Annotated in this window: 16 protein-coding genes and 1 pseudogene; 8 read left to right on the forward strand and 9 right to left on the reverse strand. The window is 41.8% G+C overall.

What is annotated here, in order from left to right; translation table 11 throughout:
• Nucleotides 1–552: 552 nt before the first annotated feature.
• The gene (locus RMY64_RS03025) at nt 553–930 is read left to right on the forward strand and encodes a DUF6632 domain-containing protein (protein WP_322671612.1); all 378 of its coding nucleotides are present in this window, start codon (nt 553–555) and stop codon (nt 928–930) included.
• A gap of 128 nt (nt 931–1,058) precedes the next feature.
• A pseudogene (locus RMY64_RS03030) lies at nt 1,059–1,187 on the forward strand (NmrA family NAD(P)-binding protein); the annotation flags it as partial.
• Between the two features lie 133 nt (nt 1,188–1,320).
• Here RMY64_RS03030 and RMY64_RS03035 read toward each other — a convergent pair.
• On the reverse strand, nt 1,321–1,533 hold the full coding sequence (locus RMY64_RS03035) for a hypothetical protein (protein WP_322699270.1): 213 nt from the start codon (nt 1,531–1,533) through the stop codon (nt 1,321–1,323).
• 112 nt (nt 1,534–1,645) lie between these two features.
• Here RMY64_RS03035 and RMY64_RS36745 point away from each other — a divergent pair, with 112 nt between their 5' ends.
• The 4 genes from RMY64_RS36745 (at nt 1,646) to RMY64_RS03050 (ending at nt 6,035) form a co-directional block, all read left to right on the forward strand.
• Nucleotides 1,646–1,765 carry a twin-arginine translocation signal domain-containing protein gene (locus tag RMY64_RS36745; protein ID WP_409882190.1) on the forward strand — a complete coding sequence of 40 codons (120 nt, stop codon included), beginning with the start codon at nt 1,646–1,648 and terminating at the stop codon, nt 1,763–1,765.
• A 167-nt stretch (nt 1,766–1,932) separates the two neighbouring features.
• On the forward strand, nt 1,933–2,646 hold the full coding sequence (locus RMY64_RS03040) for a DUF4142 domain-containing protein (protein ID WP_322671610.1): 714 nt from the start codon (nt 1,933–1,935) through the stop codon (nt 2,644–2,646).
• 482 nt (nt 2,647–3,128) lie between these two features.
• Nucleotides 3,129–4,445, forward strand: coding sequence for a Gfo/Idh/MocA family oxidoreductase (locus tag RMY64_RS03045; protein ID WP_322699271.1), 1,317 nt, complete (start codon nt 3,129–3,131; stop codon nt 4,443–4,445).
• A gap of 18 nt (nt 4,446–4,463) precedes the next feature.
• Nucleotides 4,464–6,035 carry an MFS transporter gene (locus RMY64_RS03050; RefSeq protein WP_322699272.1) on the forward strand — a complete coding sequence of 524 codons (1,572 nt, stop codon included), beginning with the start codon at nt 4,464–4,466 and terminating at the stop codon, nt 6,033–6,035.
• 44 nt (nt 6,036–6,079) lie between these two features.
• Here RMY64_RS03050 and RMY64_RS03055 read toward each other — a convergent pair whose 3' ends face one another.
• The gene (locus tag RMY64_RS03055) at nt 6,080–7,246 is read right to left on the reverse strand and encodes a calcium-binding protein (protein WP_322699273.1); all 1,167 of its coding nucleotides are present in this window, start codon (nt 7,244–7,246) and stop codon (nt 6,080–6,082) included.
• A 537-nt stretch (nt 7,247–7,783) separates the two neighbouring features.
• On the opposite strand from RMY64_RS03055, the gene RMY64_RS03060 reads away from it, so the two are divergent.
• Both RMY64_RS03060 and RMY64_RS03065 read left to right on the forward strand, forming a co-directional pair.
• On the forward strand, nt 7,784–8,941 hold the full coding sequence (locus RMY64_RS03060) for an XdhC family protein (protein ID WP_322699274.1): 1,158 nt from the start codon (nt 7,784–7,786) through the stop codon (nt 8,939–8,941).
• 5 nt (nt 8,942–8,946) lie between these two features.
• A complete protein-coding gene (locus RMY64_RS03065) occupies nt 8,947–9,582 on the forward strand; it encodes a nucleotidyltransferase family protein (protein ID WP_322671605.1) in 636 nt (211 codons plus the stop codon).
• 307 nt (nt 9,583–9,889) lie between these two features.
• Here RMY64_RS03065 and RMY64_RS03070 read toward each other — a convergent pair whose 3' ends face one another.
• The 7 genes from RMY64_RS03070 to RMY64_RS03100 all read right to left on the reverse strand — a co-directional run bounded on the left by RMY64_RS03070 (nt 9,890) and on the right by RMY64_RS03100 (nt 15,055).
• Nucleotides 9,890–10,300 carry a peptidoglycan-binding domain-containing protein gene (locus RMY64_RS03070; RefSeq protein WP_322671604.1) on the reverse strand — a complete coding sequence of 137 codons (411 nt, stop codon included), beginning with the start codon at nt 10,298–10,300 and terminating at the stop codon, nt 9,890–9,892.
• A 458-nt stretch (nt 10,301–10,758) separates the two neighbouring features.
• Nucleotides 10,759–12,126: an NAD(P)/FAD-dependent oxidoreductase gene (locus RMY64_RS03075; RefSeq protein ID WP_322671603.1), complete on the reverse strand. Its 1,368-nt coding sequence runs from the start codon at nt 12,124–12,126 to the stop codon at nt 10,759–10,761.
• Nucleotides 12,127–12,299: 173 nt separating this feature from the next.
• Nucleotides 12,300–12,596, reverse strand: a complete 297-nt coding sequence (locus RMY64_RS03080; RefSeq protein ID WP_322671602.1) for a hypothetical protein — start codon at nt 12,594–12,596, stop codon at nt 12,300–12,302.
• A gap of 198 nt (nt 12,597–12,794) precedes the next feature.
• Nucleotides 12,795–13,013, reverse strand: coding sequence for a bacteriocin (locus tag RMY64_RS03085; RefSeq protein ID WP_322671601.1), 219 nt, complete (start codon nt 13,011–13,013; stop codon nt 12,795–12,797).
• Between the two features lie 162 nt (nt 13,014–13,175).
• Nucleotides 13,176–13,454: a chaplin gene (locus RMY64_RS03090; protein WP_322671600.1), complete on the reverse strand. Its 279-nt coding sequence runs from the start codon at nt 13,452–13,454 to the stop codon at nt 13,176–13,178.
• A gap of 652 nt (nt 13,455–14,106) precedes the next feature.
• Nucleotides 14,107–14,352, reverse strand: coding sequence for a hypothetical protein (locus RMY64_RS03095; protein WP_322671599.1), 246 nt, complete (start codon nt 14,350–14,352; stop codon nt 14,107–14,109).
• Between the two features lie 37 nt (nt 14,353–14,389).
• Entirely contained in the window at nt 14,390–15,055 is a 666-nt protein-coding gene (locus RMY64_RS03100; protein ID WP_322686230.1) for a heme-copper oxidase subunit III, read from the reverse strand.
• Nucleotides 15,056–15,147 lie beyond the last annotated feature (92 nt).

A 15,147-nucleotide genomic window follows, 5' to 3' on the forward strand; every position in this document is an offset into this window, starting at 1 on the left:
TAACAGACCGATGTATTGGCATAACAGACCGATGTATTGGCATAACAGACCGATGTATTGGCATAACAGACCGATGCAATTACAAAACTGTTAGACGACACTAAAAACACGTGAGTTCGACAGACCTCTCCCTCCCAGCCTCCCTCTCCTAAAAGGCTACGGTGTATACACAAGTCGGAAAAAGCTCGATTTTCCCATTGTTCTCTTACTTCTCGTTCCCAGTCTCCGACTGGGAACGAGAAGTAAGAGGCTCTGCCTCCAGCCAGACATTGAGTCAGAAACTCAATGAATGCATTCCCAGTCGGAGACTGGGAACGAGGAAAGTCTTATTAAGGCTAGGTTTTTAAGACTTATGTATACACCGTAGCTCCTGGTAGGAGAGGGGCTGGGGGAGAGGTCAAAATAGCACCCGTCGAACTCACGTTAAAAACCATGAGGAGCATTAAAATTTCTAACGCTCTAAAGCTGAAGTGTCACTAGTGGGAATACAATCAGAAAATGATGCAGTTTTGTTAGTAAAGACTGCACTAGAAAATAGGGGAGGTTAAAGCAATGGATGAGCGCGATCGCTACTTACGAATCGCTCTGGTTCTTGTTGGCATAGCTTTTCTACTTATATATCCGCTAACTCAGGTCTGGGCATCAGGCTGGTTATGGCAACCAGGTCAGCACGAATACGAACAGATGATCGTTGGTGTTTATGCGACGCTTGGTGTATTTTTGCTGTTGGCTTCAAGGCAACCAGAAGCTCACCTCAGTTTAATCTGGTTCACCGTCATATCAAGTGCAATCCACGGGCTGATCATGGCGGTACATGCAGTAATTGACCCTGTTGAACAGGGACATCTGTTTGGTGATGTTCCAGCATTGTTCTTGGTAGCGATCGTCCTTGGCTTTTTAGCGCCCCGCAAAGTAGTGTCAAGTACATGAACGGGCATAGAATGTCTGGGTATTTCCCATCATTAAAGAGATACAGCACATTTTAGATAAATATAAAACCCAAAACCTTGTAGAGACGTAGCAGTGCTACGTCTCTACGTGTATTCGATGTTTGTGACGGGGTTGATGTGGTCGTCTCTGCGGTCGGCAACAATGATGTGACTGTGCCAGGGCAGAAAAACTTGATTGATGCTGCCAAACAGCAGGGCGTGAAGCGGTTCATTCCTTCCGATTACTCCGTGGACTAGGGGGCAAGGGGAAAGAGGGTTTCCTGGTTTTTGCACAGATGCGGGAATTATAACTAATTAGGCGGACATGATATAACTCCTACTTTTATTGATAAAGTTTTAAATCAAGCAAGTTTAAACAAAAAGTAAGTTTTTACAATACATCAACTACTTGCATTAGGAATACATCGACTTGCATTAGGAATACATCAACTTGCATGGTGAATGCATCAACTTGCATGGTGAATGCATCAACTTGCATGGTGAATGCATCGACTTGCATTATGAATGCATTGACTTGCATTAGGAATACATCAACTTGCATGGTGAATGCATCGATTTGCATTAACAATGTATCGGCTTGCATTGTGAATGCATCTTGCGGAGTATATTTAAAAGCACACCTTAGCTAGAGTCTCTGTGCCAGATAGCAGTGATAATATACGGCTCATTCCTGTTGGTGCTTGTAGGAGACAATTATGGAAATCAGTAGACGCAGCTTGTTAAAAACTGCTTCTGCTTCGGGATTAGTGGCAGCATTACAGTTTCGGAAAGATTTTTGCAACCGCTCTTTGCCCAAACAGAACTCAACCAGATGATATCCCTGCATTCAATCGAGAAATCTTGAATCTATTTGCACAATTTGCACCAACGGCATCTGCTTCACATTAATCGGCTTTGTTTGTAGCTTACTCAACTGTGCGATCGCGTTTAGTTTTTCATTCAACGTTTCAAAATATAGCTTTATCTAAGGAGAACCCTAATTATGTCTAACTTCAAAATATTTTCTACTGGTATAGTAGCGATCGCTTTATCTCTGGCGACTGGTTGCACACCGACTACTCCGCACGACCAGACTACATCTGAAGTTCCAGCTGCTGTACCTGTACAAGGAACTGAGAGTCCATCCCCAACTGTATCGCCAACTACCTCACCAACTCCATCAGGGCAAAATAACCTCAGTTCGGCAGACAGACAGTTCATAACTCAAGCCGCTCAAGATGGTTTAGCAGAAGTCCAACTAGGACAACTGGCATTACAACGTGGAGCTAGCAATGTGGTAAAACAGTTTGGACAGCATATGGTTGAAGATCATACGCAAGCAAACAATCAACTTAAACAGCTGGCGGCTCAAAAAGGTGTCACGCTGCCAACTACTATTGGCGCCAAAAATCAGCAAGTAAAGCAACGTTTATCCAAACTTTCTGGTGCTAACTTCGATCGTCAATATCTGAACCAGATGCTTCAAGCTCATCAAAAGGACGTCGCCGCATTCCAAACTGAAGCTGAACAAGGACAAGATGCAGACGTGAAAGCATTTGCGGCTCAAACGCTACCAACCCTCCAACAACATTTGCAAGAGGTTAGTTCTCTTGTTAATCCTGGAAGTTCAACTAGCACCCCAACTCCAACTAGCACCTCAACTCCAACTAGCACCTCAACTCCAACTAGCACCCCAACTCCAACCACTACCCCGTAAGGCAATAAAGTTCAGTTAAGCATTTCTTCTTTCCCTTTGTATCTGCTGCGCGTACTCTTGCAAGCAAGCTACGCGTAGCCTTTTGTACAGAAGGTGGTAGGGGTACAGCAATGATTAAATTTCTTGGCATTGTAGGGAAAAGGGTAAGGGGTAAAGGTATAGGAATTTTCCCAAACCCAGTAACCTTTCTAAAATAGCTGAGTAACCAAGGTTTTACCCCACCCTAACCCTCCCCTTATAAAGGGGAGGGAACAAGAAATCTTGTTTCCCCCCAATATATCGGGTGGATTAAGGGGGGTAATTTGACTTGTGTATTACAAGCCGATGCTTTGGGGTGGGGTAAAGCGTATGTGGGACAAACGTTTGAGCTTAAGTTGACAACAATGAGCAATCATGTGTCCCTACGACAGATGTGGTTCAAATACATGATTTCTGCTGGAAGCCCAAAATTTCATCATTAGGGAGAATTTTAAGGAACCACGATGTCTAAATTGTTTAAAGGAAAAATTTCTCGTCGTCAAATTCTAACTACAGCTGGGTTAGGAGCCGTTTCAGCCGCCGCAATTGGTAGTATGGGCGAAGAGGTTACTGCCCAACAACCAACGGGACAAGCCACTCCTCGCGGAGGCCCGTTGCCGCCTCAGATTGAGTTTGCGCCCATCTCAGAAAAAACTGAGGTTGAGACAGGGGGGCCACCAACTGCATTACCTCCAGAGCGACGTTTGGGATTTGCGATCGTTGGACTTGGCAGACTGACATTAGAAGAAATCATGCCTGCCTTTGCAGAATGTAAACTAGCAAAGCCAACTGCATTAGTTAGTGGTGATGCTGCCAAAGCAAATCTTGTTGCCCAGCAGTATGGCATTAAACCGCAGAACGTTTACAACTATCAGAATTACGACAATCTCCGCAACAATCCAGACGTTGATGTAATTTATATTGTACTGCCTAACAGTATGCACCGGGAATATACGGTGCGTGGTGCGAAAGCTGGAAAGCATATTCTGTGTGAAAAGCCGATGGCAACCACAGTCGAAGATGCTCAACAGATGATCGACGCGTGCAAACAAGCCGATCGCAAGCTGATGATTGCTTATCGCTGCCAATATGAGCCGCACCATCGCGCCATGATTCAGATGATCCGTAGCAAAGAATTGGGAACTGTGAAGGTGATTCAGGCAGACAACGGACAAAACCAGGGAGGTGACTTAAATCAGTGGCGATTGAAACGCGCCTTAGCTGGAGGTGGCTCTTTACCGGATGTAGGAATTTATTGCTTGAATGCAACTCGCTATTTAACGGGAGAGGAACCGATCGCAATTAGCGCCCAAATCTTCAGTACTCCCGGCGATCCGCGCTTCAAAGAAGTAGAAGAAAATGTCACCTTCCAGCTGCGGTTTCCCAGTGGAATACTAGGGATTTGCTCCACCAGCTACGGCTTTCATGAAGGGCGGCGGTTTCGCGTTTTCGGCTCTGATGCTTGGGGACAACTCGATCCGGCGTTCTCCTACAATGGTTTGCGAATGATGATTTCGCGCAAATCCCCAACCAACAGCATGGCAGAAAATATTAGCGAAGTGCGGATAGGTGAAAAGAATCAGTTCGCCTTAGAAATCGATCACATGGCGGATTGTGTGATTCAAAATAAACAACCTCATACACCTGGTGAAGAAGGTTTGCAAGACCAAAAACTTATAGCGTTGATTTACGAAGCGGCACGAACAGGCAAAACGATTACCTTGCCTCGTGTCTCAGGATTAGATACCACTCGCGGCCCCGCTCCGCGAATGCTAAAGTAATATGTGCATACCGCAGTCATGACAACCTCTGCTTGGAGTCCGCTCCGTAAATCTTTGTTTCGCGATCGCTGGATTGCCTCGATTGTCTCCAATATTGGCGGTTGGATGGAGGACACAGCGGGAGCTTGGTTAATGACTTCTCTCACCACCTCTCCCCTGTTGGTGGCACTGATGCAAACAGCCGCAACTTTGCCAGTGCTGTTATTAGGACTACCAGCCGGAGCAACGGCAGATATTTTCGATCGCCGTCGGTTACTACTGTTTTGGCAAGTCTGGATGCTGGTTGCTGCACTGATCTTGAGTGGATTGATTTTTGCAGGTAAGATTACACCGTGGTCGCTGCTGGCGCTGACGTTTTTGCTCAACTTGGGAGCGGCAATGAATGGCCCAGCTTGGCAAGCGATTGTACCAGAATTAGTACCGCGATCGGAACTGATGGCTGCGATCGCATTAAATAGTGCTGGGTTTAACATTGCCAGAGCAGTTGGGCCTGCGATCGCAGGCTTGATTTTGGTGGCGGCAAATGCGGGAGTCGTCTTTTTGATTGATGGCCTTTCTTTTATCGGGGTGATTTACATCCTCTATCGTTGGCAGCGCCAACCGCTTTATGAAAGCGCCCTGCCCGCAGAGCGAGTATTAGGTTCTATGCGGGCTGGTATTCGCTATGTCCGTTTTTCTCCCACCCTGCAAGCCGTGTTAATTCGAGCCGCTGTTTTAACTAGTTGCACGAGTGCTTTGTTAGCCTTGCTGCCTTTGGTAGCACAACAAGATTTGCGACAAGGAGCAGGTGGGTATGGTTTACTACTCGGTTGCTTTGGATTGGGAGCGATTTTCGGTGCAATTTTGATGCCACGAGTGCGCCAACGTCTCACAGCCGATGGAGTTGTGATTGCTGGAACTCTGGTGTTTGCGGTTGCGACATTAATTCTGGCGTTTATTCACAACGTACCTTTGGTGTTGCTGGCTTTGCTGGCGGCGGGAATTGCCTGGACAAGTATGACATCCAGCTTAAATATTACAGTGCAGCTTGCGGTTCCCGCTTGGGTGCAGGCGCGGGCGCTAGGAACTTATCAGATGGTATTTCAAGGAGGTTCAGCAATTGGTAGTATTGTTTGGGGTGCAGCGGCAGAGCATTGGGGTATGCGGATTGCCTTATTCATTGCTGCGATCGGCTTAGTAGGGGGAATCTTTACAGCGCGGCGTTACCGCTTGATATCAGGAAAACTGGATTTAGGCCCAGCATTACGGCGAGCAGAACCGCTGGTAGTAATTGAATTGCAACCAGAACAAGGGCCAGTTTTAGTTACACTTGAATATTGTATTGACCCAGTTCAAGCAAAGGAATTCATTACAGCAATTCATGCCCTGCGCGTGGTGCGGCTACGAGATGGTGCGGTTCGTTGGGGCATCTTTCACGATACATCTGTGCCGCATCGCTACTTAGAGACGTTTATCGTCGAGTCTTGGGTAGATCATTTACGTCAATATGAGCGGTTTACGGTGGCAGATCGAGAGATTCGTGAAAGGGTTTTTACCTTTCATCAAGGCGATAAACCCCCAGTTATTTCTCACATGATTTATGCTCGCTAATCCCAAGAAGCACGAGCTTAGAAAAGACTGAAAATAGGATATTCTTAAACAAGTTGAATGTCCAGATTGGCTTGAAAACCAATAGGTTTATTTTCAACAATGGCAAATCTAGATTCTTGGAAGAACAAAGAACCAGTTAGGGCATCATAACTGAAATCATTGATTGAAATAGCACCAAACCCGGTTTGAGAAACCTGGATTTTGTCACCTTCAACAGCCTTGAAGTCTTTAATAATGTCAACACCATCTAATACGTTGTTAAAAACAAATTTATCTGCACCTACTCCACCAGTGAGAATATCGTTACCATTTCCACCAGTGAGTATGTCATTGCCACTTTTGGCAGAAAGTGTATCGTCACCACCATTACCAAATAAGAGATTATTTTGCCCATCTCCAACAATGGTGTCACTTTGATTTGTACCTTTGATATTATCAAAGTTTATAAATGTAAATTTAGCTGTGTTTCCGCCAGGAAGATTATTCACTACGAAACTTTGAGTTTCCAGGTTGGCGTTGACTGATAGATCGGATAAAAATGAAAAGGGTATTGAAGGAGCCATTGAGGCGTCTATAGTGTTATTTACAGCACTAGCATCACCAATAAGATTTTCAAAATTACCAAGTAAATCTGTACCTAGTCCACCACCTTTTTTAAGAGTTCCATCAATGAATATGGTAGAGCTTTGACCCAATTTGCTGTAATCAGCTGTATCAATACCATCTCCACCATTTAAGGTATCGTTGCCTGCGCTGCCTCTAATAATGTCATTGCCGCCACTGCCAGATAATTCATTATCCCTAACATCACCAGTAATTACGTCATTTTGATTTGTACCAATTACATTTACAAAATTCTTCACATTGACTGCTATTGATGGCGAACCTACAACTCTGATCTCTAATCTTTCTTTAGATAAGTCAGCTATTATTGATACATTTGTGCTGTCAGAAGTCGCATTAATAATGTTAGTCTGTCCTGTAGCACCGATCGCAGTTTCAAAGAAATCTTTAAACGTGTCATTTCCAACTGCACCTTTTTGGATAACCACTGGCTGGACTATTACCGGTTGTTCTAAGCCACTGTAATCAATGATATCGTTACCTTTTCCACCAGTAATGGTATCGTTACCTGCACTGGCGATAAATGTGTCATTTCCATCAGTTCCAACTAAAATGTCGTCTCCATCAGTGCCTATAATTAGTGCCATAATCTTGCTTTACTTGTTTGTGGTTAACTGCTGTATGTTAACGTGTTATGATCCACAAGATACTAAAAAAAGATGAAACTGAGTTAACTTGCCCAAGCAACGGCGTCTCAGTGTTCATCTCAATGGTGATTGCATTCCTTGTCTAAAACAACACATAGTTTGTTATCGATCGCACAACATAAAATTCTCTAATCTTGCGGGTGGTTGAGAGTATTTACTGTAAGTTACAGAAAATCAGTATTCCGTGCTAATTCTAAGCGATAGATAAATGCTCAAGTTGACAACTATCTTGTGGGGCATGATTTCAGGGGTATTTTCGCTTATCTTGAGTAGTACGATACTGCGATGCTTGCGGCGGTTAACAACGCACCTCAGTCTAATGCATATACTGCATCGTTAATGGGCGGCAAAGAGACTTGTGTTTGACACTAGCAGCGATGCACAATCGCACAGGATGGGCACAGTCATCACATTGTTTTCATTGGGACTGCTTGCTCAAGCTGACAAACTGCTAGAAACAGAAAAATAAACAATCAAATGAACGAATTACAAGCAATTTTAGAAGGCTTCGAGTTAAGTCAAAAAAATGGTGAAATTACTTTTCTTGCTACTGTAGTCAAAACTCAAGGTTCAACCTATCGCCGACCGGGTGCCAAAATGTTGATGACAGATACAGGTCGGACGATCGGAACAATCAGCGCGGGTTGCTTAGAAAATGACGTATTTGAGTATACTCAACAACGAATGTCGGACGGCGAACCAATTGTTGTTACTTACGATAACACCGCCTCGGAAGATATTCTTTGGGGCTTTGGTTTGGGGTGCAATGGAACGGTGCAAGTTCTGATCGAACGTCTGGAAAAAGAAAGTTCACCAAATGCGATCGCTTTTATGCAAGAGTGCTTCGAGCGAAAACATTTAGGTATTATTGCTACAGTCTTTGCCTTTGAAGGCGAGGTAGATGTGAAACTTGGGTCGCGTTTACTGCTGTATCCTGATGGTAAAATTATCGCTGACATCAAAGATCCAAATTTAATTCAATCTCTGCAAGTAGATACTCAAGCAGCTTTTATTAATCAAAAGTCTAGTGTAAAAAACTATCAGTTACCTTTAGGCAGTGCCGAAGTTTTTATTGAAGTCATCCAACCACCCACGCCTTTAGTAATATTTGGTGCTGGTTATGATGCTGTACCCGTAGCACAGTTTGCTCAAGCATTAGGTTGGGACGTTACTGTAGTCGATTGTCGAGCTAATGAGGCAACTAAAGCGCGATTTCCAATAGCTTGTGACGTGATTCTGACTCGGCGAGAAATTGTCCAAAAACAGGTATTTATAGATGCCAAGACAGTTGCCGTAGTGATGACGCATAATTATCTTGATGACCTGGAAATTTTGAAAACATTGCTGCCATCTCCCGCACGCTACATAGGAGTTTTGGGCCCAAAAACACGTACTGAAAGATTGCTTGCAGATTTAGGTTCGCAAGAAATAGTTTATACTACTGAACAATTAACCAGATTGCATGGCCCGATTGGGATTGATATCGGAGCAGAAACACCTGAAGGAATAGCGATCGCGATTATTGCAGAAATTCAAGCAGTGCTAACAAACCGCAATGGTAGTTTTTTAAAAAATCGCAATCAACCGATTCACCAATGTTATGAAAGCAACTCAAACTTGCTACTTACCCCATAGTTTTTATGACTGCTATAGACAACGAGAAATCAACCATAGCCGTTATGATTCTTGCTGCTGGTGCATCTACTAGGATGGGTACACCGAAACAACTATTGCTTTACCAAGGGCGTAGTTTTTTACAATATATTACAGAAATAGCGATCGCTTCAGTTTGTCAACCTGTGGTAGTAGTACTTGGAGCCAACGCAGAACAGATTCATCCCCAAATTAAACAACTTCCCGTTAAAGTAGTTAAAAACTTAGATTGGGCTTGTGGAATGAGTACCTCAATCAAGAGTGGTATTGAATTGTTAAATAATCTTCCGCAAAAAATAGAAGCAGTAGTTATTACACTTTGCGACCAGCCATTTGTTTCTCCCCAAATTCTCAATCAACTTGTTGATGCATATTATTCGACAAAAAAACCGATTATTGCTTGTGAATATGGAGATACATTAGGTGTACCTGCTCTATTCAGTCAGACATTTTTTTCAGAACTTGCCGCTTTAAAGGAAACTTCAGGAGCGAAAAAAGTTATTAATCATAACCTTAATGAAGTGTTTTCTATTCCGTTTCCATTAGGGGATATAGATATTGATACACCAAAGGATTACGAACAATTGCTATCAATTACTAAAGGAATTTTTGAAGCATCTTGAACAAGAACGCTAAAAGCGAACAAGTAGAAAAGACCGCGCTAGCTCCACAATGCAGTGCCTCCCCGACCTATACAGATAGAAAAATAGAAAAAGTTGGGTTAGTATTTTAAGGCTAGAATTTTTTTCCTAGCCTTTTGTCTTTAAAGCATTTTAGGAATGAGGATATAGGACTCCTATTTTATTTTTAAACAAGACTCAGTACGGATCTATGCCTTCTTTCCTGTTCCCTATTCTCTATTCCCTGTTCCCTGCCCACGCGCAAGTAAATTCTCCGAATCAAACCGGATTCCTATATTAGGAAACAATTTTATTTAAGAGCTGCTAAAGTTCTGCGTCCAATTATTCCGTCTGCTCTTAATCCCTTAGACTTCTGAAATTTGATCGCAGCGGCACGAGTCTTGTTATCAAACACACCATTCACACTTCCTGTATAGAATCCTTGTTGTTTTAAAGAATTCTGAACAGTTTTCACTGTCTCTCCTTTGCTGCCTACTGTTAGTACAGTACCAGTACTACGCTTTGCCAGATGATTAGACTTGTGCTTGGCACTAAGCTTTGGTACAGCATTAGGCTTTTTCATGGTGTTGCCTTGCTGAGTACTTTGGGCAATGTGGGTAGCAGTAGCCGAATTTTGGTTTTTATTATTAGTTAAAGAGTAAGCAGGTACAGCAGTAGCTAGAGTCAAAGCAGGGAGCAAAGCAAGTACTTTCCAATTCATTTTCTTGTTCCTTACAACTGTATGAGATTTTGCAATTTCTATCTGAAGAGTCATCTTCATAAGGTACTGTGCCTTAAGTGATTCTCCTCTGTAGATTTTGGTGTGTGGATTTAGTCTGAGACTATTTCCAAAGCCAGAGCTATAGCATCACACGTCGTATTGACAAAGCTATTGCGAAATTGTGACAAAAGCATGACTAAATGTATTAAAATTTATGTCGCACGAAATTGCGCTTGTACCGCAAGGCGGAATTAAAAATTAAAAATTAAAAATTAATACAGCGTAAGCATTTCATTGGTTTTGAATGGAATGGCACGCTTGTTAAGATACAGCCCTTGCCCCAACTGGTTCCCAACCTGGAGGCTGGGAACGAGGATACACGAGGATACAATAAGTGTTTGGGCTTTACAAGCGTGCCATTCGGTTTTGAATGCGTGGTTTATTTACGCCGTACTGTACTAATCTCTTTTATCTTCCGAACCCAACATTTTCAATAATTTTCTGGCAGCTAAAACGCCCATAACTCCTGCACCAACCACTTCCACTGCTTGGACAACTTTTTTGCCTACATCATGAGGATCGAGATGGTGATGAAAAATCTCTTCATCCACCCATTCAGTTGTTGCTTTAAAGTCATGAATTGGTGTTGGTAATAGCGTTAAATAAGTTCCTTGACGAATTAAATGCCCGGATTCTCCTGCAACTTCAAAAATATTGAATAAGTTAGCAGCAGCATCATTTAACCCTAATTTTAAGAGAGTTCCGCGTATATTTACCTTTACTGATTTGAGGGCTTCGCCTAAAGCTAATGCTTTTAAATTTTGGGCAATATTGGCTCCTTGCTGATAAGCAACTTGGGCTGTTGGCGGTAGTGAATTATCTTGAACTGCTACACAATCCCCGCCTGCAAATACTTCTGGAAAGTCGAGTAGTTGCATTGTAGAATTCACTAGGAGGCGGTTGTGGCGATCGCGATGTTCTTGAGAAATTGGTAAATCTTTAATTAGTGGGTGAATAGAAGTGCCAGCTGTCCAGATTGCGGTGTATGTTGGCAATGTTTCAATTTGCTCATTGCGTTTATATTCAATGGCATTGGCATGAATAGTAGTGGCTTCTGCTCCCGTAAGTATTTCAATTGGGATCGTGCGTTTTTGTAATTCTTTCTCAGCAATTGGACGCAGAGGATTGTTAATATCACCATTGAGAATTTCTTGTCCGTGATTGAGCAATACCACCCGGATTTCACTAGAATTTCCTCCCATAGCGTTATACCAATGTGGCAGTAAATCAGCTAGAGTGGCTGCCATTTCTACACCACTTGCACCACCACCAACTATAACTACTGTTAGCAGTTGACGACGTTGTTCTGGATCTTCAGTTTTGATTGCTTTTTGCAAACAATCACCTAAATGCCGATCGAGAGCGATCGCATCTGCTTCTGTCCAAAAAGGAAAAGCGTATTCTTTAGCACCTTCAAGATGATGATAACTAGTAACACTACCCAAAGCTAAGACTAAGTTACTGTAGTTGTATGAGTTTCCCGAAGCTAATTTGACTTGTTGTTGGTGCAAGTCGATCGATTCCACTGCATCTTGAACAAAAATTACACCACTACCTTTAAGCAATTCTGTAAAACGCGGTACTACTTGAAAAGCATCCATCTCGCCACTGAAATATTCGTAGAGTAATGGCTTAAAGCAAAAGCTTTCATTTCGATCGATCAAAATTACAGAGCGAGGATAATGTTCGTGAGCCAGGTGTAAGGCTGTAAATAAGCCAGTGAAGCCACCACCAAGAATCACAGTTTGATAAACTGGGTTACTCATAAAATATCTCTTTTACCAAATTCATAACTCACTTTTATATAATTACTCCTTTTGTTAAGATAAAACTTAAAAAAGTCTAAACTTTTACCAATAGAAAAAGCGATCGACTATGGCGACCACTTTCTCTATAGATAAAAAAATTATTTCTTATTTAGCTATATTCCATCTACGTTTCAGCTACCGACAGAAGCATTTCCAGACAAAATTGGTATGTTATCTAATACACGTGACAGGGGTTCATCTCCTTTCGGTTCTTGTCTGTTGAGGGTGAAACCTCCTTGAATCAATCCCTGCTGAGGAGATGAGTCGCCGACATTAACTTGATTTGCGTATATCTGAAGAGATCCATTACCGTTCACAGTGTTTATACCATTATCATTACCAATTCCTCCTACTACTAGCATTGATTCTGCATTACTCAATTCTTCAAAAAAGCTAGTTTCCAAGTCGGCAATTTTGTTGTTTGTCATAACTTCCTTTGTTCATTAATTGAAATTACATTGATTATATTTTGGTACTTTTCATATTGCCAGACGAGAGTTGGTGATTCAACTCTGATGCTTCTGCTAATAGGAAACTTGTGTTCAATCACACACCCTATTTTTCATTATTTAGTCTAACCTCCAGATAATTAGCTTATCTCTTCTTCTAACTAGGTTTAGGCTCCCTTAAACTAAAGTTTCTAACGATTTCAACAACGCTTTCCCCACTTCTGTTTGTGGATTCAATTTTTCTAATTGTGCTTCCAAATCCACTAAATGCCCTTCCAATTGCTTTATTCCCTCTGCCAACGCCGTTTTTGCTCCTCCTACTATAGCCATTAGCTCATCATCAGAAAGTTCCTTCAAATCATCGATTTCATTGATTTGGAATTTGTCTACTTGCATTTGCTTTGCTTGCTCCAGTTGAGGACGTTTCTAGACTTTTTTGTTGTTAGTCATAATTCTCCTAAGTGTCTTTGATAGCAGACATCAAAAACTCTCAGATAAATTCAATACATAATGCTTGCGATCGCTATTTAATCGTAATATTCAATAGAGTGCAAATCGTTAATCATTTACACAAGTATTTCCGAAAGCTGGGTTAAGTAGACCAATTACATTGACACTATTAACACAAACGTTAACGGGTACATGAACGGGTACTTGAGCAAGGTTCCCCGAAAGAACTCCAGGACTACCAACAGCAGCACCTTCTGCACTTGAATCTCCGCCAAATACACTCAATAAATCAGCGTCATCTAGTTCTTCAAACAATTCTAGTTCTTCTTGATGGAGTGTAGGTACTTCTTTTGTTGCTTGTTTCTTGGTTGAAAAGATTTTTAACATTTTATTTTACTCTTTTTGGTTGTTTTCAATCTCTGTGCTTAAGTGTGCTATGGCTCTCTTGCATGAATTATCAAATAAGAGATAATTCCTCTTGGATCGGGTATAAACGCAAGACACGGGGAAGTAGTAAAGATGGTTGTCACAAGTTCTTTGTTAATTAAGGAAGCTTTATTATCTGCCAATATTTTGATTTGACTATGTATTACGCACTAATTTAAAGCTTATCAACAGGATAATCAAGGTTTCCTACAAAACATCCTACTTTTCCTACTTTTCCTACTTGACAAAATAAGTACTGTTGTAGCTGAATATATAATTGCTATAAAGCTTACCCATCTTCGTTTTAGCCTTAGCGTACCATTTAAACGAATGGCACTAATAAAAGCCCAAAGGCTTGTGGTTTAAACAGTTTGCAATTGCTTTTGTAATTCATGCCGAGATTTCGTTATTAAGGGGTAAGCTTTGGGGCGACGTTTCTTTAGTCGTGCTTCGCTGCGAATTTATAGGACTTACGCAAAACTACACGCGGTAGGGGCAATTCATGAATTGCCCCTACCTAAAAATAAGGGTTTCAGCTATTGTTTGCGTAAGTCCTGATTTCTTTTCACCCAATATCTCTATTAGTTATTTGTATTTACAAATGACAAATTTGCTATACGAATAAAAATAACGCAATTAAAAAGACGCTGAGGAATAAAGCGAAAGCAATAGCGTATTCGACTCTGCGACTAAAAAATCCCACCGCAGCAATTAGAGCGATCGCTAGCCCAATAATGCCAATATATTGCTCTTTTTGTAAACCTTGTGCAATGAGTGGGTCTTTACCTGGTGCGGGAGTTTCTTGAACTGCTTTTGGTGCGAGTTCTGATGCTGGTAGTTCTTGGATGAATAAATTCATAAAATTACTCCTGAAATACTTGGTAAACTGAAAATCTTTATGCCCGCCAAAGATAGAGAAGCGAGAAAAGGAAGACCCAAACTACATCAACAAAGTGCCAAAATAGAGTTGTCGCACTTGTACCGAAGTGAGTTTTATTATAATTGCCTGGAATGAATGAGCGAATCAGCATAATTATCTGAAGCACTACACCAGCTAGAACGTGTAAACCGTGGAAACCTGTTAGCAAATAGAATGTGGAACCAACTAATCCCGTAGTGAGCTTGAAATCGAGATTTTTCCACTCAATTAATAGACCAATTAAAAAGTAGATTCCCATTGCGATCGTTATCAACCAGAGCCAGCGAAATTTACCCAATTGATTACGCTTGAGGGCATTTTCTGCTGGTTGAATCACAAAGCTACTAGAAAGTAAAACTACTGTATTAATAATCACGAGTTTAGACAATTCTGGCCCAGAAACACCAGGTGGTAGCCAGTTAGTAGTATTCAGTCGTAAAGCAACATAAGTAAAGATAAAACTCAAAAAAATGATACTTTCCGACAACAAGAATACACTAAACCCAAACATTCCTTTGCCATGATGATCTTCATGACTTCCGCCACCACTTGGCAGAAAGCGCTGTAACCAATTCGGTAAGCGTCGCCGCCACCGATCGAAACGGATCGGACTTTCATCTATATGGATGCTGCGCTGTTGCATAATTCGTAATTCGTAATTCGTAATTCGTAATTAATAAATTCAGGTTCCATCTGATTTTTCGGACATAGCGAATTATCTTTAAAAAACCTCCG

The sequence above is a fragment of the Nostoc sp. DedQUE08 genome (assembly GCF_034530895.1).
Taxonomy (GTDB): domain Bacteria; phylum Cyanobacteriota; class Cyanobacteriia; order Cyanobacteriales; family Nostocaceae; genus Nostoc.

What these genes read in the sequence shown, in the direction of transcription:
- RMY64_RS03040 (WP_322671610.1), top strand. Translation starts at nt 1,933, where the DNA reads ATGTCTAACTTCAAAATATTTTCTACTGGTATAGTAGCGATCGCTTTA.
- RMY64_RS36745 (WP_409882190.1), top strand. Translation starts at nt 1,646, where the DNA reads ATGGAAATCAGTAGACGCAGCTTGTTAAAAACTGCTTCTGCTTCGGGA.
- RMY64_RS03060 (WP_322699274.1), top strand. Translation starts at nt 7,784, where the DNA reads ATGAACGAATTACAAGCAATTTTAGAAGGCTTCGAGTTAAGTCAAAAA.
- RMY64_RS03055 (WP_322699273.1), bottom strand. Translation starts at nt 7,246, where the DNA reads ATGGCACTAATTATAGGCACTGATGGAGACGACATTTTAGTTGGAACT.
- RMY64_RS03050 (WP_322699272.1), top strand. Translation starts at nt 4,464, where the DNA reads ATGACAACCTCTGCTTGGAGTCCGCTCCGTAAATCTTTGTTTCGCGAT.
- RMY64_RS03080 (WP_322671602.1), bottom strand. Translation starts at nt 12,596, where the DNA reads ATGACAAACAACAAAATTGCCGACTTGGAAACTAGCTTTTTTGAAGAA.
- RMY64_RS03095 (WP_322671599.1), bottom strand. Translation starts at nt 14,352, where the DNA reads ATGAATTTATTCATCCAAGAACTACCAGCATCAGAACTCGCACCAAAA.
- RMY64_RS03100 (WP_322686230.1), bottom strand. Translation starts at nt 15,055, where the DNA reads ATGCAACAGCGCAGCATCCATATAGATGAAAGTCCGATCCGTTTCGAT.
- RMY64_RS03025 (WP_322671612.1), top strand. Translation starts at nt 553, where the DNA reads ATGGATGAGCGCGATCGCTACTTACGAATCGCTCTGGTTCTTGTTGGC.
- RMY64_RS03065 (WP_322671605.1), top strand. Translation starts at nt 8,947, where the DNA reads ATGACTGCTATAGACAACGAGAAATCAACCATAGCCGTTATGATTCTT.
- RMY64_RS03035 (WP_322699270.1), bottom strand. Translation starts at nt 1,533, where the DNA reads ATGCAAGCCGATACATTGTTAATGCAAATCGATGCATTCACCATGCAA.
- RMY64_RS03075 (WP_322671603.1), bottom strand. Translation starts at nt 12,126, where the DNA reads ATGAGTAACCCAGTTTATCAAACTGTGATTCTTGGTGGTGGCTTCACT.
- RMY64_RS03045 (WP_322699271.1), top strand. Translation starts at nt 3,129, where the DNA reads ATGTCTAAATTGTTTAAAGGAAAAATTTCTCGTCGTCAAATTCTAACT.
- RMY64_RS03090 (WP_322671600.1), bottom strand. Translation starts at nt 13,454, where the DNA reads ATGTTAAAAATCTTTTCAACCAAGAAACAAGCAACAAAAGAAGTACCT.
- RMY64_RS03070 (WP_322671604.1), bottom strand. Translation starts at nt 10,300, where the DNA reads ATGAATTGGAAAGTACTTGCTTTGCTCCCTGCTTTGACTCTAGCTACT.
- RMY64_RS03085 (WP_322671601.1), bottom strand. Translation starts at nt 13,013, where the DNA reads ATGCAAGTAGACAAATTCCAAATCAATGAAATCGATGATTTGAAGGAA.